Source organism: Pseudarthrobacter sp. N5 (genome assembly GCF_050157035.1).
Lineage (GTDB): Bacteria > Actinomycetota > Actinomycetes > Actinomycetales > Micrococcaceae > Arthrobacter.
On sequence record NZ_CP189593.1, the window covers coordinates 3,855,271 to 3,873,386 of the forward strand.

Annotated in this window: 18 protein-coding genes; 11 read left to right on the forward strand and 7 right to left on the reverse strand. The window is 65.5% G+C overall.

What is annotated here, in order from left to right:
- Positions 1-7 precede the first annotated feature (7 nt).
- Positions 8-658 (forward strand): MBL fold metallo-hydrolase, encoded by a 651-nt coding sequence (locus tag ACQCST_RS18520; RefSeq protein WP_426997189.1) that lies wholly within the window; start codon positions 8-10, stop codon positions 656-658.
- A gap of 91 nt (positions 659-749) precedes the next feature.
- On the opposite strand, the gene ACQCST_RS18525 is transcribed toward ACQCST_RS18520, so the two are convergent.
- Complete coding sequence (locus ACQCST_RS18525) at positions 750-2,648, reverse strand: DEAD/DEAH box helicase (protein WP_426997191.1); 1,899 nt, start codon at positions 2,646-2,648, stop codon at positions 750-752.
- A gap of 430 nt (positions 2,649-3,078) precedes the next feature.
- On the opposite strand from ACQCST_RS18525, the gene ACQCST_RS18530 reads away from it, so the two are divergent.
- The 3 genes from ACQCST_RS18530 to ACQCST_RS18540 all read left to right on the forward strand — a co-directional run bounded on the left by ACQCST_RS18530 (position 3,079) and on the right by ACQCST_RS18540 (position 6,100).
- On the forward strand, positions 3,079-3,765 hold the full coding sequence (locus tag ACQCST_RS18530) for an SAM-dependent methyltransferase (RefSeq protein WP_426997193.1): 687 nt from the start codon (positions 3,079-3,081) through the stop codon (positions 3,763-3,765).
- Positions 3,762-4,157 carry a DUF1801 domain-containing protein gene (locus ACQCST_RS18535; RefSeq protein WP_426997195.1) on the forward strand — a complete coding sequence of 132 codons (396 nt, stop codon included), beginning with the start codon at positions 3,762-3,764 and terminating at the stop codon, positions 4,155-4,157. The genes ACQCST_RS18530 and ACQCST_RS18535 overlap by 4 nt, the downstream gene beginning before the upstream one ends.
- Before the next feature lie 458 nt (positions 4,158-4,615).
- Positions 4,616-6,100 carry an amino acid permease gene (locus ACQCST_RS18540; protein ID WP_426997197.1) on the forward strand — a complete coding sequence of 495 codons (1,485 nt, stop codon included), beginning with the start codon at positions 4,616-4,618 and terminating at the stop codon, positions 6,098-6,100.
- 117 nt (positions 6,101-6,217) lie between these two features.
- Here ACQCST_RS18540 and ACQCST_RS18545 read toward each other — a convergent pair whose 3' ends face one another.
- Positions 6,218-7,663: an MFS transporter gene (locus tag ACQCST_RS18545; RefSeq protein ID WP_426997199.1), complete on the reverse strand. Its 1,446-nt coding sequence runs from the start codon at positions 7,661-7,663 to the stop codon at positions 6,218-6,220.
- A 77-nt stretch (positions 7,664-7,740) separates the two neighbouring features.
- Here ACQCST_RS18545 and soxR point away from each other — a divergent pair, with 77 nt between their 5' ends.
- A complete protein-coding gene (gene soxR, locus ACQCST_RS18550) occupies positions 7,741-8,196 on the forward strand; it encodes a redox-sensitive transcriptional activator SoxR (RefSeq protein WP_426988507.1) in 456 nt (151 codons plus the stop codon).
- On the opposite strand, the gene ACQCST_RS18555 is transcribed toward soxR, so the two are convergent.
- Positions 8,193-9,251 (reverse strand): Lrp/AsnC family transcriptional regulator, encoded by a 1,059-nt coding sequence (locus tag ACQCST_RS18555; protein ID WP_426997201.1) that lies wholly within the window; start codon positions 9,249-9,251, stop codon positions 8,193-8,195. The genes soxR and ACQCST_RS18555 overlap by 4 nt on opposite strands.
- Before the next feature lie 146 nt (positions 9,252-9,397).
- On the opposite strand from ACQCST_RS18555, the gene ACQCST_RS18560 reads away from it, so the two are divergent.
- Both ACQCST_RS18560 and ACQCST_RS18565 read left to right on the forward strand, forming a co-directional pair.
- On the forward strand, positions 9,398-10,651 hold the full coding sequence (locus ACQCST_RS18560; RefSeq protein WP_426997203.1) for a M20 metallopeptidase family protein: 1,254 nt from the start codon (positions 9,398-9,400) through the stop codon (positions 10,649-10,651).
- A gap of 25 nt (positions 10,652-10,676) precedes the next feature.
- Complete coding sequence (locus ACQCST_RS18565; RefSeq protein ID WP_426997205.1) at positions 10,677-11,966, forward strand: MFS transporter; 1,290 nt, start codon at positions 10,677-10,679, stop codon at positions 11,964-11,966.
- A 128-nt stretch (positions 11,967-12,094) separates the two neighbouring features.
- On the opposite strand, the gene ACQCST_RS18570 is transcribed toward ACQCST_RS18565, so the two are convergent.
- The gene (locus ACQCST_RS18570) at positions 12,095-13,360 is read right to left on the reverse strand and encodes an MFS transporter (RefSeq protein WP_426997207.1); all 1,266 of its coding nucleotides are present in this window, start codon (positions 13,358-13,360) and stop codon (positions 12,095-12,097) included.
- A 142-nt stretch (positions 13,361-13,502) separates the two neighbouring features.
- Here ACQCST_RS18570 and ACQCST_RS18575 point away from each other — a divergent pair, with 142 nt between their 5' ends.
- Entirely contained in the window at positions 13,503-13,910 is a 408-nt protein-coding gene (locus tag ACQCST_RS18575; protein WP_426997209.1) for a hypothetical protein, read from the forward strand.
- A 125-nt stretch (positions 13,911-14,035) separates the two neighbouring features.
- Positions 14,036-14,995 (forward strand): tRNA (guanosine(46)-N7)-methyltransferase TrmB, encoded by a 960-nt coding sequence (gene trmB, locus ACQCST_RS18580; protein ID WP_426997211.1) that lies wholly within the window; start codon positions 14,036-14,038, stop codon positions 14,993-14,995.
- Positions 14,996-15,067: 72 nt separating this feature from the next.
- On the opposite strand, the gene ACQCST_RS18585 is transcribed toward trmB, so the two are convergent.
- The 3 genes from ACQCST_RS18585 to ACQCST_RS18595 form a co-directional block, all read right to left on the reverse strand.
- Complete coding sequence (locus ACQCST_RS18585) at positions 15,068-15,406, reverse strand: hypothetical protein (protein WP_426997213.1); 339 nt, start codon at positions 15,404-15,406, stop codon at positions 15,068-15,070.
- 166 nt (positions 15,407-15,572) lie between these two features.
- Positions 15,573-15,866, reverse strand: a complete 294-nt coding sequence (locus ACQCST_RS18590) for a hypothetical protein (RefSeq protein ID WP_426997215.1) — start codon at positions 15,864-15,866, stop codon at positions 15,573-15,575.
- Positions 15,856-16,422, reverse strand: a complete 567-nt coding sequence (locus ACQCST_RS18595) for a hypothetical protein (protein ID WP_426997217.1) — start codon at positions 16,420-16,422, stop codon at positions 15,856-15,858. The genes ACQCST_RS18590 and ACQCST_RS18595 overlap by 11 nt, the downstream gene beginning before the upstream one ends.
- A gap of 390 nt (positions 16,423-16,812) precedes the next feature.
- Between ACQCST_RS18595 and ACQCST_RS18600 the strand changes: the two genes are divergently transcribed.
- Positions 16,813-17,625 carry a DUF1206 domain-containing protein gene (locus ACQCST_RS18600; RefSeq protein WP_426997219.1) on the forward strand — a complete coding sequence of 271 codons (813 nt, stop codon included), beginning with the start codon at positions 16,813-16,815 and terminating at the stop codon, positions 17,623-17,625.
- Between the two features lie 9 nt (positions 17,626-17,634).
- A complete protein-coding gene (locus ACQCST_RS18605) occupies positions 17,635-18,108 on the forward strand; it encodes a type II toxin-antitoxin system RatA family toxin (RefSeq protein ID WP_426997221.1) in 474 nt (157 codons plus the stop codon).
- Positions 18,109-18,116 lie beyond the last annotated feature (8 nt).

Below are 18,116 nucleotides of genomic sequence, written 5' to 3' on the forward strand. Positions count from 1 at the left end.
GAGCCCCATGGACACGCTCATTCATTCTTTACGCGATATCACCATCCGCCGGATTTCGGTCAGCGAGATGGACAACAACGTGTATCTGCTCACCGCCAAGGTATCCGGCGCCCAGCTGCTGATCGACGCCGCCGATGACCTGCCAGCCATCCAGGGCCTTATTGCCGACGCCGCGGCCGACAGCCCGGTAGCCCCCAAGCTGGCGATGATCGCCACCACCCACCAGCATTGGGACCATGTCCGGGCACTGCCCGGCCTGGTGGAAGCCACGGGTGCCAAAACATCAGCAGGCGTGGATGACGCCCCGGAGCTGCCGGTGCCGGTGGATGTACTGCTGGATCACGGGGACGTCGGCAACTTCGACGGCTTCGATGTGACAGCAGTGCACCTGCGCGGGCATACTCCGGGTTCGATCGCCTACGTGTACCAGGACCAGGCAGGCCCGGCACACATTTTCTCCGGCGACTCTCTCTTCCCCGGAGGCGTGGGCAACACCGGGAATGATCCGGAGCGCTTCCAGCAGCTGCTCGCAGATATCAGCGAACGGCTGTTCGGCGCCTACCCGGATGACACCGTGGTGCACCCGGGCCATGGCAAGCCCACCACCCTCGGCGCCGAACGCCCGCATCTGGAGGAGTGGCGCGCCCGCGGCTGGTAAGAGGACCTTAACGCAATCAAGTGCTCCATACGTGCCGTTCTGAACGTTCTCAACGGCACTTAGGGAGCACTCGATTGTGTGGATTCAGGACCTAGCGGCCGCGGCGCTCATTCGAGGCCGGGGCCGACGCGCGGCGGGGACCGCTGCGCGCCGGACGGCCTTCGCCGGAGCGCCCGTTGCCGCCGCCTGCGTAGGATCCGCCGGAGGTGCCGCCGGTATTGGAGGACCAGACGGCTTTGTTTCCTGAGTTTCCTGCATTGCCTGACGCCCCGGCACCGGCACGCTGGCCGGCTCCGCCTGTACGGGCGCCGGTTCCGGCGGCACGCTGGCCTGTTGCCGGACGTCCGCCACGCTGGCCGCCTGCTGCGCCGCCACGCGGAGCCGAAGCGCCACGTCCTTCGCTGCTGCGTCCTTCACTGCTGCGTCCGTCGGACCCGCGGCCAGCCGAAGTGCGGCCACCTGCTGCGGGTACGTCGTTGCGGTGTGTGTAGGCGGAGCTGCGGGCACGTGTGCTGCGGCGTGCGGCGCGCTCGGCGTCCAAACGGTCTTCGTTCTTCTCCGTGACACGCTCTGCAGCGTTGCGGGCCGCGGCCTGGCCCTCGTAGGCCACGGCTCGGCGCTCGGCGCGCGGAAGATCGGTGCGGGGAGCTTCGGTAGAAACCCGTCCGCGTCCGCCACGGCCACCACGGCCGCCGGCAGAGGGCGCAGCCTGTGTGGTGCGGCGGGCGCGCTTGCGCTCGGCGTTCGCGCCAGTGGAGCTTCCGCCGCCCTGGTTCGACTTGGCTGCCAGCAGGGCCGCACGGGTGCGGGGATCGATCTTGTCCGCCATGTCGCCCACCAGTTCAGCAACCAGCGGAGAGTTGGCGGTGACGCGCTCGAAGTTAACCTCGACGCCCGCGGCCTTCATCAGCTTCTTGACGTCAGACTGCTGCTCCGGGAGGGTCAGCGTGACCACGGTGCCGTCCGAACCCGCACGGGCTGTACGGCCTGAGCGGTGGAGGTACGCCTTGTGCTCTGTGGGCGGGTCGACGTGGATAACCAGTTCGATGTCGTCCACGTGGACGCCACGGGCTGCGACGTCGGTGGCCACCAGGACGCGGACCTCACCGGAGGAGAACTCCGCCAGGTTGCGGTCACGCGCATTCTGCGACAGGTTGCCGTGAAGGTCGACGGCGGGGATGCCGGCGTCCGTCAGGGTTTTGGCCAGCTTGCGGGCGTGGTGCTTGGTGCGCATAAAGAGCACACGGCGTCCGGCGCCCGAGGCGAGCTCAACAATCAGCTGCTTCTTGACGGTCTGATCGTTGACCACCAGGACGTGGTGTTCCATGGTGGTCACGGAGGCCTGCGGATCGTCCACGGCGTGGGTCAGCGGGTTGGACAGGTAACGCTGGACGATCTTGTCCACACCGTTGTCCAGTGTTGCGGAGAAGAGTAGGCGCTGGCCCTTGGAGGGGGTCATGTCCATGAGCTTTTTGACTACCGGAAGGAAGCCGAGGTCGGCCATGTGGTCGGCCTCGTCCAGCACGGTGATTTCCACGGCCTCGAGGGTCAGGATGCGCTGGCGGATGAGGTCCTCCAGGCGGCCCGGGCAGGCGATGACGATGTCAACGCCGGCGCGCAGTGCCTTTTCCTGCCGGGCCTGGGAGATGCCGCCGTAGATCACCGTGGTGGTCAGGCCCATGGCCTTCGCCATCGGCTCGATGGTGGCGTTGATCTGGGTAGCCAGCTCGCGGGTGGGTGCAAGAACCAGGCCCATGGGGCGGCCGGGCTTGCGGAAATGCTTGGCTTCGCGCTCAGCGAGTCGTGCTACAAGCGGGATAGCGAAAGCAATGGTCTTGCCGGAGCCGGTGCGGCCGCGGCCCAGGACGTCGCGTCCTGCGAGTGTGTCCGGGAGGGTCTTCACCTGGATGGGGAACGGGGTTTCAATCCCCTGGGCGGTGAGGGTGTCGGCAAGGGCCTTGGGCGTGCCAAGGGCAGCGAAAGTAGTCATGTATTTCAAAGGTCTTTCTGGCGGTATCCGTGAGGATATCGGCCCCCGATGCCGGTTGGCTCAGGGGTTCGCCGAAGAAAAGTCAGGTGGTCAACCGGCCTGCTGCCAAAACATACAAGGCGGCGGCTGGGACCAAATAGAACGCGTTCATCGACGCAGGATGTGCCTCTCACATGAAAAAAGCCCACTCCCGAGAACCGGGGAACCGGTTGATGAACCGGAACAAAAGCGGGCATCACTGCACATCAAGTGATCCAAGCATAGCATCCCGGGGCCATCCGCCGCCGCACGGACCCCCTGCGGACCCATCCCCCTCCCCCAAGTGACTGGCAATAGGTGTAGTTTTGAGCGCTCAAAACGACATCTATTGCGACCTAGTTGGGAGGGCGGAGCCGTTGCCTTGCCGGGCGCCGTGGAGCAGGCTGGAGCCATGACGGAACGCGGCAGGGATCATCCGGGAGCGCACCATCAGGATCAAGGCAACACGCACGACGGCGCCGCTCACCTTTGGGACGAAATGTACCGGACCTGCCCGCGAATCTGGAGCGGGAAGCCCAACCCCCAGTTGGTGCGGGAGGCAGCCGGGCTGAAGCCGGGCCGGGCCCTGGACCTCGGCTGCGGCGAAGGCGCCGATGCCCTGTGGCTCGCAGAGCAGGGCTGGACGGTCACCGCCGTCGACGTGTCCGCCGTCGCGCTTGAACGCGCCGTGGCGCACGCCGCGGAGGCAAAGTACGGGCCCCGGATCACCTGGGTGCAGCAGGATCTGGCGGCGTGGCAACCCGAAGCGGAATTCGATCTCGTGTCCGCGCAGTTCTTGCATTCTCCGGCCCTTCCATGGCAACAATCGCTTAAGGCGGCGGCATCGGCCGTGCGGCCGGGCGGCACGCTGCTGATTGTGGGCCACCACCCGGACCGGCTGCCACCCTGGGGCAGCCACATATCAGCTGACATGCTGTTCACGCCTGAGCAGCTTGCATTCGAGCTGCATCCCACCAAACCAGGCTGGCGGCTGGACGTGGCGGCCAGCCGGGAGCGCACTGTCGACGGTCCGGACGGGCAGCGGGCCACGATCGCCGACGCCGTATTGCGGGCCACGCGGGAAGATGGGTGGCTGTGAGGTACGCCGTCGATCCGCGCGTCGACGATTACATCGACGCATTGCCGGATTGGCAGCAAGCCATCTGCCGTGAGCTCCGGGACCTCGCCCACGCCGCCGACGCCGAGGTCGTCGAGACCATCAAGCGCACGGATCGTCCGTACTTCGTACTCCAGGGCAATATCTGCGCACTGCAGGCAGCCAAGGACCACGTCAACCTGTTCCTCTACGACGGCGCCATGGTCCCTGATCCCGAACACATCATCACGGCAGGACATGACAACGCGACCGCCCGCAGCGTTGCCTTACGCCAGGGCGAGGCGGTCAATGCCGCCGCACTTACCGACATGCTCAAGCGCATCATCGCCAACAACCGCGCCGGCGGCTGGCGCAAGATGAAAAACGGGCGTTAGCTCGGCCGGTGCAGCTGCGAGACGAAAGGCAGGAACTTCGCTCGCGTTGACAGCTTTCAGGCGCGGCCCGAAAACGCGGCGGACAAGGGTCGACACTTGGTTCCACGAACCTCGACATTTGTCGAGTAACTTTCCCGCCAGCTGCCATGCCGGGCCTCCCGCCTGCGGCCCCGGACGGGGCAGCGCGCGCCCCCTCCGCTAAGCGCGGCACCACGCGGGAGAATGCCCTTTCCCGATACCCGGCGAAGACGCGCGGGGCAGTCGCCGTGACGGGCCGGACCGCCGATCGGCGCGGACCGGCAGCCCGCCAGAGGGTTCGGAACGGCCGGAAACGTGGATCTAGTCTTAATCCACACGCCAAACTGTTACCCCCGTCACATCTGTGACGGATCAGCGCGGTCTGCGTTGCGGCCCTCGGGTTCCCGCTTCGCTCCGCCCGTGACAAGGAAAGAAGCCTTATGTCTGAACGCACCACCACGGTTGCCGCGAACACCGCAACCGAATCCGCCACCGGGGGCCACAGCCAGGATCCGCATCTGGCCCGCGCGCTGGGCAACCGCCATATCCAGCTGCTCGCCATCGGCGGCGCCATCGGCACCGGCCTGTTCATGGGCTCGGGCAAAACCATCTCACTGGCTGGCCCGTCCGTGATCTTCGTCTACATGATCATCGGTTTCATGCTGTTCTTCGTCATGCGGGCCATGGGTGAGATCCTGCTTTCCAACCTGAAGTACAAGTCCTTCAGCGACTTTGCCGGGGATCTCCTGGGCCCTTGGGCCAGCTTCTTCACTGGCTGGTCCTACTGGTTCTTCTGGGTGGTCACCGGCGTCGCCGATATTGTCGCCATATCCGGCTACGTCGACAAGCTCGCCCCGGGCACACCGCTGTGGATTCCGGCCCTCCTGACGCCGCTTGTACTGATCCTGCTGAACCTTCCCAGCGTCAAGGCCTTTGGTGAGGCAGAGTTCTGGTTCGCCATCATCAAGGTGGTGGCCATCGTGGCGCTGATAGTCACCGGCGTGGTCATGATCGCCACCCACTTCACGTCACCCAGCGGCGCCGTGGCCAACCTGGCCAACATGTGGAACGACGGCGGAATGTTCCCGCACGGGATGTTCGGCTTCGTCCTCGGCTTCCAGATCGCCATCTTTGCCTTCGCCGGCGTCGAGCTGGTGGGCACGGCGGCCGCGGAGACCAAGGACCCGGAGAAGAACCTCCCACGGGCCATCAATTCCATCCCGGTCCGCGTCCTGCTCTTCTACGTGGGCGCACTGATTGTCATCATGGCGGTCAACCCGTGGCGCAGCATTGACCCGGCCAGCAGCCCCTTCATCGGCATGTTTACCCTGGCCGGGCTGGGCATCGCCGCCGTCGTCATCAATCTGGTGGTGCTGACCTCGGCCGCCTCCAGTGCCAACTCCGGAATCTACTCCACCTCCCGCATGGTTTATGGCCTGGCCCAGGACGGCAACGCACCGAAGGCCTTCGGGAAACTGAGCATCCGCAAGGTTCCGCAGAACGCCCTGCTGTTCTCCTGCATCTTCCTCTTGGCCGGACTGGTCCTGCTCTACTCCGGCGACTCCGTGATCGGCGCCTTCACCATCGTCACCTCAGTGGCGTCGGTGCTGACGATGTTTGTCTGGTCCATGATCCTGATCAGCTACATCGTGTTCCGCCGGCGCAGGCCTGCGCTGCACGCAGCCTCGGCGTTCAAGATGCCCGGCTCCCGCTTCATGCCCTACGTGGTGCTGGCGTTCTTCCTGTTCATGCTGGTGGCCCTGGCCCAGGCCGATGACACGCGGCTTGCGCTGGTAGTGGCTCCCATCTGGTTCCTGCTGCTTGGCGCCGCGTGGTACTTCAACCGCCAGACCCCCCTGCAGCAGGCGCGGATTGAAGAATGGAAGGCCGCGTCGACGGCGGAGCGGGCCGCCGTGGCCGGCTGACCACCGCGTCCCCTCAAGTAAGGAGCCGCGGCCGGTTGTTTCCGGCCGTGGCTCCTTTGTATGCCCGTTCGGCAACCAGCCGCTTGCTGCGACCGCTCCCGCCGCTGGCCCGCGCGGCTAACCCTTCGGCCGGGCCGCAACCCGAGGGGCGACGGCCACGGCGACGACGGCGATTGCCGCCGTCAGCGCGAAGACCCCCGCGAAAGAGGTCCCCGGCACCCCGCCCGCCGCCGCCGTCGTTGCGGTAAATGCGGTGAACACGATGCCGGTGGTGGCGAGGGCCAGGGCACCTCCGAGGGAATCGGAGATGGACATCGCGGAGCTGTTGAAACCTTCGGTTTCCGGAGTGGACAGGGCCAGGGTCATCACGCTCAGGCGCGGATACATCAGCCCCATGCCTCCGCCGGCGAACACCCACCCGGTGATCGCGACGGCGGCCGGCCAGGCCAGGACCGTGGTCACCAGGGCAACGACGACGGCGCCGAGCACCAGCGCGGAGCCGATCCGCACCGCAAGCCGGTGGTCCAGCCTGGCTCCGAGCCTGCCCTGGACGGCGGAGGCCCCGGCCCAGGAGATCGCGCCGAAGGTGAGCGTCAGGCCGGCAAAAGTCGGGGAAAAGGCATAACGTTCCACCAGCAGGTACGGAAGGTAAACCTCGGCGCCGAAAAACGCCGCCGAGACCAGGCCGCGGGCGAGGATGACGCTCGGCAGTCCGCGCCGGGCCGTCAGGGTGCCGCGCGGCACGAGGGGTCGGACCGCAATCAGCGCAGTAACGACGGCGGCAGCAGCCAGGGCGCCTCCGGCCACCGGGACCCCCGCGGAAAGGTTCAAACCTAGGACGGCGAGCGCCGCGAGGGCGGCCCACGCCAGCCTGCCGTACGACCACGGCTTCGGCGTCGTTCCCGCATCAGCGGCGTCCTTCGGGCCGCCTGGGCCGCTGCGGAGGCCGCGCAACGCCGGAACGATCATCAGGAGCGCGGGCACCACCAGGCCCACCACGCCCAGGAACACCCAGTGCCAACTGGCCACCTGCGCCACGATCCCGGCCGCGAACGGGCCCACCAGGGACGGGATCACCCAGGCTGCGGAAAAGGCGGCGAAGATCTTGGGGTGCAGCACCGGCGGGTACACCCGCGCCACCACCACATACAGGGCCACTGTCAGGGCACCTCCGCCAAGTCCCTGCACCAGCCGCCCGGCGACCAGGACGGCCATGGATCCTGCGGTTCCCGCGATCAGCAGTCCCAGCACGAACATGGCCACGGACGCATACAGCGGGGCGGACGGGCCCCGCCGGTCAGACCAGTTCCCTGCCGCAACCATGCCGATCACTCCCGTAGCCAGCGGTCCGGCAAAGGCCAGGGCGTACAGGCTCGCGCCACTCAGTTCGCGGCTGACCAGCGGCATGATGGTGGTGACCGCGAGGGACTCGAACGCGCTGAGAAAGACCAGGGCGCAGGCGCCGGTGGTCACCCACAAATAGGGGTGCTGAAGGATGCCCGCAGGTGGGGCGGAGACGGAAACTGAGGAATCGCGCACGGTTAGAGCCTGATCAGTTGTCATGGACGCAACCCTAGAACCTCAACTATAGTTGAGGTCAAGGATCCGTCCGGCGGGCGGAATGACATATAAGGGGAAGCATGCCACAGCTTGCGGGCGGAGCACACCATGTCCTCAGCATCGGCGAGCTGTCGGAACGGAGCGGAGTGGCGCCGTCGGCCCTTCATTTCTACGAACGCAACGGGCTGATCGACTCGGAACGGACCTCCGGCAACCAGCGGCGCTACCGCCGCGACATGCTGCGGCGCGTGGCATTCATCCGAGTATCGCAGCGTGTTGGCATTCCGTTGAAGGACATCGGCTCGGCGCTGGAATCCCTGCCGGAAGGGCGGACACCCACCAAACGCGACTGGTCCAGGCTCTCCCGTCTTTGGCGCTCCGAACTTGATGCACGCATCGAAGCCCTGGAACACCTCCGCAGCGATCTGGACGGCTGCATCGGCTGCGGCTGCCTCAGCCTGAAGGCATGCCGGCTGCAGAACCCCGGCGATGAACTGGGCGGCGCTGGCACCGGCCCCCGCCGCTGGGAACCCTAATACGCGCCTTCCCCAGGCTTCCCCTTCACTTCGGGACCGGGACCGGGGACGACGACGACGGCGCCACTCGCCGTCGAGTCCGGGGTCAGCAACCAGCCCACGCGCTTCGCCGTATTCAGCATGACGACGCTCTCAACAAGTTCGATGCCCGGAATGCGCTCCTGGATGGCGAGTTCCATCTCCAGGACGTCGGCCAGCGAGCCCAGCCACATGATGATCACAAAGTTGGTCCGGCCGGTGGTGGATGCCGTGAACCTGACGTTCCGGACGGCCCGGAGTTCGGTCGCCGCGGCCTCGTGCCCGCCCGGCGGAACGTTCGCGAACCACTGGCAGGTGACGGGGTACGCGGAGTACTTCTGCGCAATTTCGCAACGGAAGGACAGCAGCCTGCTGGAGAGCACCCGGCCAAGCTGCCGCTGCACCGTGGCGGGATGCCGCCCCAGTGCGCGGGCAATCTCGGCCGCTGACGCCCGGCCGTCGCGCGCCAGGAACGGAAAGAGCGCGAGGTGGCTGTCCGGGAGGGGCGCACTGACGGCGTCGGACGTCGGCGGACCTGCAGCCTCCGGCCCGGCCAGGGTCCGAAGCGCCTGCTGTTCTGCCCGGCTCAGCACATTGAGCCGCCACGCGTAACCGCTCGTGTGGATCCTGGTGCACAGCGAGGTCTGGTATTTCATCAGCCCGGGGATCTCTCTGAGCCGTGGCACGAACTGGTTGCTGAACTCCCCCAGATTCCGGGTGATCACCGTCAGCATGAGGTCCCGGTTGCTCGCTGCCTCCTCCACGGTGATCACTTCAGGGATCGCGGCGAGCGCGGCCGTGACGGCGGGCCTGAGGCGCATCTCGCAATCCACATCCACCAGCGCCAGGCAGGCGTTCGTGGGATCGCCCATGAGATGCGCCGTGGTCCATGCAGCGCCCGCGGCACGCAGCCGGTCCCACCTCGACGCCAGCGTGGTGGCATGGACGCCAAGGACGTCGGCTGCGTCCGACCAGCTGATGCGGGGGGAGATCTGCAGGGCATTGATCAGCCGAAGATCCTCTTCACTGAGTTCCATCAGCGACTCCTCCTTGAACGGCGCATGAATCCTGCCAATTCTGACCTTTGCATGAATCTTTTCAGTGGTTTGGAAGATTGTGAAGCCGGTCACCACACAATGGCAATACAAGAAACCCGGAATCCGATTGCAGACCAGGAGAACATATGACCATCACCGCCGACGCCAGCGAATTGCAGGACGACATTGCCCGGTTCCGCCACGAGCTCCACCGCGAACCGGAGATCGGCCTGCAGCTCCCGCGCACCCAGGAAAAGGTGCTCAAGGCGCTGGACGGTCTCCCGTACGAAATCACGCTTGGCCGGGACACGACGTCGGTCACGGCAGTGCTGCGCGGCGGCGCCGGCCACGCCTCCGCCGACAAGCCCGTTGTGCTGCTACGCGCCGACATGGACGGCCTCCCCGTCCAGGAAAAAACCGGCGTGGACTTCATCTCGAGGATCGACGGCGCCATGCATGCCTGCGGGCACGATCTGCACACCTCCATGCTCGCCGGGGCCGCCACCCTCCTGGCCGAACACCGGCACCAGCTGGCCGGCGACGTCGTCCTGATGTTCCAACCCGGTGAAGAAGGATTCGATGGCGCCAGTTACATGATCCGCGAAGGCGTGCTGGATGCTGCCGGCCGCCGCGTTGACGCCGCCTACGGCATGCATGTGTTTTCCTCCTTGGAGCCCCATGGCAGGTTCTGCACCAAGTCCGGGGTCATGCTCAGCGCATCGGACGGACTGGTGGTCACGGTGCTGGGTGCCGGCGGACACGGTTCCGCCCCGCATTCAGCCAAGGATCCCGTGACGGCGGCCGCGGAAATGGTCACGGCCCTCCAGGTCATGGTGACCCGCCAGTTCAACATGTTCGATCCCGTGGTCCTGTCCGTCGGGGTACTCCACGCTGGCACCAAGCGCAACGTGATCCCGGAAACCGCCCGCATCGAGGCCACCATCCGGACGTTCTCTGAAGAAGCCCGGCAGAAGATGATGGCGGCAGTGCCGCGGCTGCTCCGAGGAATCGCAGCAGCACACGGCCTGGACGTCGATGTGGACTACAAGCAGGAGTACCCGCTCACCATCACGGACGCGGACGAGACCCACACCGCTGAAAACGTCATCACCGGACTGTTCGGCGAATCCAGGCTCTCCCGCTGGGCCACGCCGATGAGCGGATCCGAGGACTTCTCCCGCGTTCTGGCCGAGGTGCCGGGCACGTTCATCGGACTGAGCGCCGTGCCCCCGGGCACCGATCACATCACCGCGGCGTTCAACCATTCGCCCTACGCTACGTTCGACGACGGCGTTCTGGCTGACGGGGCCGCCCTCTATGCGGAACTCGCCATTTCGCGGCTCGCCACACTGGCGGCCGCGCAAGCATCTGCGCCGGCGTCCGCCAACAACGCCTCCTAGACCCACCCATCCCAGAGAGAAAACCATGACCCTTACCGTCAACCCGCAGCTCACCGACCGGGCGGCCACCCGGAAGACCATCATCGGCACCGGCATCGGCAACGCCGTCGAATGGTACGACTGGGCCATCTACGCGACGTTCACCCCGTTCATCGCGAGCCAGCTGTTCAGCAAGGCGGACCCCGCGTCGGCCGTGTTGTCCACCTTGGCGATCTTCGCCGTCGGCTTCGTTGCCCGTCCCTTCGGCGGATTCCTGTTCGGCTGGATCGGTGACCGCGTTGGACGCAAGACCTCCATGACACTGGCCGTTGGCCTGGCGTCCGTGGGCAGCCTGATGATCGGCGTCGCACCCACGTTTGCGAGCGTGGGGGCCTCGGCATCGCTGATGCTGCTGGTGGCCCGGCTGGTCCAGGGCCTGGCACACGGCGGCGAGCTGCCGTCGTCGCAGACCTACCTGTCCGAGGTGGCACCCAAGGAAAAGCGCGGTTTCTGGGCCACCCTGATTTACACCTCCGGCACGGTGGGGATTCTTTTTGGCACTCTGCTGGGCGCGGTCCTGAACATGGTGCTCAGCACTGAAGTCATGAACGCCTGGGGCTGGCGGATCCCGTTCCTCATCGGCGCAGCGCTGGGCCTGTACGCACTGATCATGCGGTCCCGGCTGCACGAAACCGAGGCCTTCGAAGGCGAGTCCACCGGCGAGAAACGCGCTCCCATCTGGCCGCAGATCGTCCGCCACCGCAAGCAGGCCCTGCAGGTGATCGGCCTGACCGTGGGCCTCACGGTGATCTACTACATCTGGGGTGTGGTGGCCCCGAGCTACGCCACCACCGCCCTGAAGATCGACCGTGGCGAAGCCCTCTGGGCAGGCGTCATCGGCAACCTCGTGTTTATTGCAGCCCTGCCATTCTGGGGCAAGCTCTCGGACCGGATCGGCCGCAAGAAGGTGCTGTGGGCCGGGGCCATCGGCAGCGCAGTGATGCACTTCCCCATGACCTGGCTGCTCAAGGATTCCGTGTGGCAGCTGGCCGTGAGCATGTCCGTGATGCTGATCTTCGTCGCCGCGAGCGCCGCGATTGTGCCCGCCGTGTACGCCGAGCTGTTCCCCACGAGCATCCGCACGGTGGGTGTGGGCGTCCCGTACGCCATCTGCGTGGCGCTGTTCGGCGGAACCGCACCGTACCTGCAGCAGTGGCTGGGTACCACCATGCAGATGCCCAACCTGTTCAATGTGTACGCAGTGGTGCTCCTGGCCATTAGCGCGGTGTTCGTCTTCACCATCCCGGAAACCATGGGCAAAGACCTCACGCACTAGCCTCGCCGAGCGCCCAACTGACTCGCATTAAGGGTCGTTTTGAGCCCTCATTACGACATCTGCTGCGAGTCAGTTCGGCCAGGAATGACGGGTCAGGAAGTACGACGGCGGCGGCTGGCCCGCCGGGGTCAGCCGCCTACGAATCGGTTCCGGCCGGCGCGGTAACCGAACACGGCGGCCAGCGCTCCCACCACCAGGAAAAGCACTCCCGCAGCGGCAAACGAACCCGTGCCCTGGTGCAGCTGCCCCACCATCAGCGTTCCGGTGGATCCGAGTCCGTAGCCCACGCCCTGCATCATGCCGGACAGATGGGCGGCGGTGCGGCCGTCACGGGTCCGGACCATAATCATGGTGAGCGCCACAGCTGTGAGGCTTCCCTGGCCGAGTCCCAGCAGCGCGGTCCACACCCAGATCAGCTCCAGCGGCCCGAAGATGCACAGGGCGAATCCCCCGCCGGTCATCAGCGCCACCACGGTGTTGATGACCCTCTGGTCCCTGGACCGAGTGGCAAGCGCCGGAGCGAACAGCGAACCCAGCATCTGCAGCGCGATCGACGCGGACACTATCAGCCCGGCCGTTCCGCCGTCCACGCCCCGTTCGCGCAGGATCGGCGCCAGCCATGCAAACACGCTGAAAGACATCATGGCCTGCAGCACCATAAAAATTGTCACCTGCCAGGCGACTCCGGAGCGCCACACGTTGACGCCGTCATGGACGGATTGATGGCGGCCGTGGGGCTGCCTGACGGCCAGCGGCAGGAACAGCAAAAGTACGACGCCGGCGGGCAGCGCCCAGAACGACAGCGCCGATGTCCATTGGCCGGTTGAGGCAAAGAGGGGGTAGGTGAAGCCTGCACCCAGCGCGGCGGATGCACAGATCGCTGTGGTGTACAGGCCGCCCATCAGGCCAAGCCGGTGCGGAAAATCACGTTTCACGAGTCCCGGCAAGAGGACATTGCAAAGTGCGATCGCAGCCCCGCACGCTGCGGTACCGGCCATCAATGCCGGCAAATGCCCGGCACCGGGGAAATCGACGGGCCGCAGCAGCAGCCCGGCAGTCAGTACGGCCATGGCGCCCAGCAGCACCCGTTCTGAACCAAAGCGGCGCGCGAGCACGGGGGCCAGCGGCGCGAATACTCCCAGCAGCGTCACCGGCACGGTGGTGAGAACCACCACGGCCCAGCCAGGAAGCCCGGCGCCGGACGTCAGCTCCGGAAGTACCGCCGAGAAGCTGGAGAACACCGTGCGCAGATTTAGACCGATCAGCACCAGGCAGATGCCGAGGTAGGCCAACCCGCGCCCGCTGCCAACCCTGGTGGGCTCTGCACCGGGAACTTCGTCGATCCCGGTGTCGACCAGGAGGCTGCGCGCGGAGGTGTTTTCAGCTGGAGTCACGCGCCCTATTCTCGCAGCCCCCGTTGCCTGGAAGTTATCCACAGGGGAGCGGAGAAGGGTGCCGTTGCTCTACCTCCCGCCGATACTCTGGGCTAAGTCAGCCGACACCGCAGGATCCGGCTACCGCATCCTTGGGAGAATCATGAGCACACCGCCACCGCCAACGCTCCACCCAGAGCCTCCGCATCCGCACGGCGACGCTGCGGGCCGCGGGACGCTCATCAGCACCCCGGGCAGGGGGTCCGGTGCCACTAGCATTGTGATGGCTGCCCTGGTCATCCCCAGCATGTTTTTCACTCTGCTTCCCACCATGTATGCCATGCTCTTCACACGTGGGGACTCAGGTGGGGACGGCGAACTGGACTGGGTTGCGCCCGCGGTCTTCTGGAGCTTGCCTGTACTATTTGCTCTGCTCGCCCTGATGTTCGGCTCCATTGCCGTGAGAAAGTGCGTGCATTCGTCACCCGGCTGGCTCGTGGGGGTTGTCGGGCTGTCCTTTGTGGGCGTCGATTTCGCAGTGGTGGCCAGTTACTATCGCACCTATTGGTGACTGAATTTCCCCTCAATCGTGTGCCCCTGTGCCAGTCCCTTGCGCCGCTGACTTCTGCCAATTCATTGTGCCTGCAGAACGCTGCCCGGCCAGCCCGGACCGTGGGCGCAGGTATTCTGGAAGGGATGAGTGAAACCCCAGATTCCCCGCAGACGCCCGCCGCCGAGGCATCAGCTGACACCTCGCAGGAACCGCAGTCCTCGCGTCCGGTAACTCCCGGCAGCCAGGCTTCCTTCGGCACCTACCGCGGCCGGCCGGTGAGTTTCGTGCGGCGCGGCACCCGTCTGCAGGGGCGCCGTCAGGCAGCGTGGGAGGAGCATGCGGAGCGATGGGCCGTGGATGTCCCCCGCCACATCGCCAACACTTCGGTCCACCCGGACTACACCTTCGACGCCGAGGCCGAGTTCGGCCGCAAGGCACCGCTGATTGTGGAAATCGGTTCAGGCCTGGGCGATGCCGCTTGCCACGCGGCTGAGGAAAACCCGGACACGGACTTCCTCGCAGTGGAGGTCTACACCCCCGGGCTCGCCAACACCATCATCAAGATCAACAGCCGTGGGCTGAGCAATGTCCGCGTGGTGGAGGCCAATGCCCCCGAGGTCCTGGCCACCATGCTGCCCGCCGGCTCAGTGACCGAGCTGTGGGTTTTCTTTCCGGATCCGTGGCACAAGTCCCGGCATCACAAGCGCCGCCTCATCCAGCCGGAGTTTGCCGAGCTGGCAGCCAAGGCACTGAAACCCGGTGGGCTGTTTCGCATCGCGACAGACTGGTCCAACTACGCGGTCCATGTGCGCGAGGTGCTGGCCGGCGCTGCGGACTTTGAAAACATGCACGACGGCGAGCGCAGCGGCCCGGACAGCCCGCTCACCCAGGTCTGGGAATCCGGTGTCGAGGCACTGGTGGGCGGCGCGCCCGTCAAGGAAGGCCGGGCGCCCGTCAGCACGGAGCACACCGGCCCCAACGAGGGCGTGGATGAAGCAGGCGGCTGGGCACCGCGCTTCGACGGCCGCATCCTCACCAGTTTCGAAGGGAAAGCCCACGAGGCTGGCCGGCTGGTCTTCGATCTCTGCTACCGGCGCCGATAGCACCCGCCGCCGTTAACATCGGCGTCAGTCAATATCGGCGTCAGGTAGATCCGCCGCCGGCAAGATCGGGCGTCAGCTGACGCTGATGGCGCCCACAACGTCCTTCAGCATGCTGATCCGAGGTTCAATCTCCGGATTAACGCAAGGCCAGATCACTACTACACCGATGAAGCGGTTCTCCTGCCAGACGCCTACCGTTGCGGCGGCTTTTGCCGAACCGTCGGCGTCGCCGTAACCAACCACGACGGTGTACGCAGCTTTGCCGGGCAGGTTCAGTTCGCCTTCGGTCAGCAGTGTGCCGCCGCGCTCTTCAAGATAGAAATCGGACATCAGGTGTGCCCAGCCGGTGATCTGCACTGGGCCCTGGACCGAGTTGTCGTCCTTGATGACCGTCACCAGGATGTCGCCCAAGAGGCCATACTGTTCGGTGTCGGGCCGGCCGTGGAATCTTCCGGGATCATGGTGTGTTCGGGGAAATCGGCTGTGAAGCCAAGCGGTGATTCAATGTGCACTGACATGATGGGTGTTGCTCCTTCAGCAAAAGTCCGCGGCTGTGATACCGCTGGGTCCTTGGATGCTAGAGCTGCTCGAGTTTTCCGTCGTTCGGGACCTTATAGTACGTGCTGACGTTGGTGGTGGTCTGGTTTTCCGTGCTGACCTTGACCTCGCCGGCCTTCAGATCAATGCCTGCCTCGCTCTCGGCCTTCACCACGCTGTTGACCTGGACCGTGGCCGAACCTGCGTCGTAGAGCTTTGCCGCGTCTGCGGCGGCGTCTGCGGCGGCGCCTGCGGTGTTACCCTGCGCCACGTTGCGCATGTAGCTGTGGATGACTGCTTTGTTCTCCGGTGTGTAGTCGATGTCAATCTTCACGGTGCCCTGTCATGTTCTTTTCGTAGGCCAGATCCAGCTTGGCGGATCCCGAAGCATCACCGGATTCTCCCTTGACCTCGAGCGAAAGCGTGCCGTTGGCCTTGTCCTCGTGGCCGGTGGCACCGTTGCCGCCGGCGGCATCGTCAATGGTGTCCAGGATGTAGCCCGGCGGGTTGCCGGCAACATCCTTGACGTCGCCGACGCTGCCTGATGCCTCGTTGACGCCAAGTCCCAAGATTCCGTGGACCTTCATGGTGGCCGAGCCGTCGGCGTTCTCCACCACCCCGGTTCCCATCTCCGCGCCACCGTGAACCCAGAGCACCCGGGCTTCGACCTTGGCCGATCCGGTCTCTTTGTAGACCGGGATGTCTGCCTTGGCGAACGGCCCGTCCTTGCCCTCACCGTCGATCAGGTACTTTTTGTCCTCGGCGGACAGACTGTCCCACCATTTGGCCTGTTCCTCGGCGCTGGCTTTGGACATCCTGTCCAGGCCCTCCTCCAGTTCCTTCCGGTGGGCCTGCGCTTCTGCTGCGGCCTTGTCCCTGAGCCAGTCCACGCCCCTCTCGATCGAGCTTGGGCCCGTGGTGCTTCCGGTGGGGCCGGCCGAGGGCTTCTCCTGCTCCTCTGGTTGGCCAATGCGCGAAGCTGGCTGACGTCAGCGCCGTAAAAAGTCGTGATGTCTCAGCAGAGAAGTGTGCGGTTTATCGCTGATACATATCGTTACACAGCGCTGTGTTCCCTGCCATGGGCATCACTGCCAATGCCGTATCAGTGCCCATGCCCTGCCAGCTTCAGCCCCTCAGCCACCACGCGGCCGTCAGGGTGTCGCCGGAGCCCTCCGCTCTATTCCGGAACGCGATCGCGTGGCACGATTGGCTTGTGGTGGGGGCACGCAGAAATTGCGCACCATCGTGCCCGTACTAAGGACGGCATCATCAAAAAAGAAATGAAACAGGCCGCGGACACTGCCGAGGACGTCACCAACTCGCGGGCGCTTGAACTGGTTGCACGGGCTGGTTTTGCCGTGAGCGGCATTCTGCATCTGCTGGTGGGATCCATCGCGATCCGGTTGGCGGCGGGAGGCAGCGGAAGCGCCGACTTCAGCGGAGCGGTGGGGCAGCTGGCCAGCGAGCCCGCAGGGACGCTGCTGCTGTGGGTCAGCTTCGCTGCCTGCGTGGCACTGGCGCTCTGGCAGATCAGCGACGCTATCTTCGACTACAACCGGCTCCCTGCGGGCAAGAAACTCGGCAAAAAGCTCAAAGCCGCCGGCCAGGGACTGGTGTTTATCGGTTTTTCCGTGACACTGGCGTCCTTCGCCAGCGGCAAAGGTTCAGGAGGGGACAACAGCCGGTCGTCCAGTGACCTGACATTAACCATCATCAAGGCACCGGGCGGAGTCGTCCTGCTGGTCCTGGTGGGCGCCGCCATTGCCATTACCGGGATTTTCTACGCGGTCCGGGGCTTCCGGAAATCCTTCGAAAAGCAGCTGCGGATGCCGTCGTCCGGAACCGCCCGGACCGTGGTGAGCGGGCTGGGACTGGTTGGCTATGTAGCCAAGGGCATTGCGCTGCTGCTGGTCGGATTACTCTTCGTCATTTCCACGGTCCGCGCCCATCCGGAAGAGTCCACTGGCCTGGACGGCGCGCTGAAGGCCCTCCGAGGGCAGCCCTACGGAATCTACCTGCTGGCAGCCGTGGGCGTGGGCCTGATCTGCTACGGCGTGTACATGGCGATGCGGTCCCGCCTCGCAAAAATGTAGGGTGGAATCATGCCCCAGGTCCGCGCCGAACGCCTCATACAGCTCGATCCTGCCACCGCATTCGCCTTCTCCCAGACCACGGGCGCATTCCGGCTCAAGTGGGACCCCTTCATTTCTGCCCAGGGCTGGCTGGACGGCGCCACGGCAGCCGGCAAGGGCGTCCGGACACGAACAGTTTCGCGCATGGGCCTGGTGATGGTCAGCGAATACGTCTCGTTTGTGCCGCCGCGGAATGTGGGCATGACCATGGTGTCCGGTCCCTGGTTTTTCTCGAATTTCGGCGGCGGCTGGCGGTTCACTGCGGACGACGGCGGCACCCGCGCCGTCTGGAAGTACACCTTCTCCTGCCGGCCGGCCTGGTTGCGGCCCGTTGCGGAGAGGATAGGCGGCTGGCTACTGGGCCACGAGATCGAGAAACGGATCGAGGCCTTTGCCCGGGCGTGCGAAGACCCGGGGCTGGTGGCCGAGTTCCGGGCCCAGTAGTTCCGGGG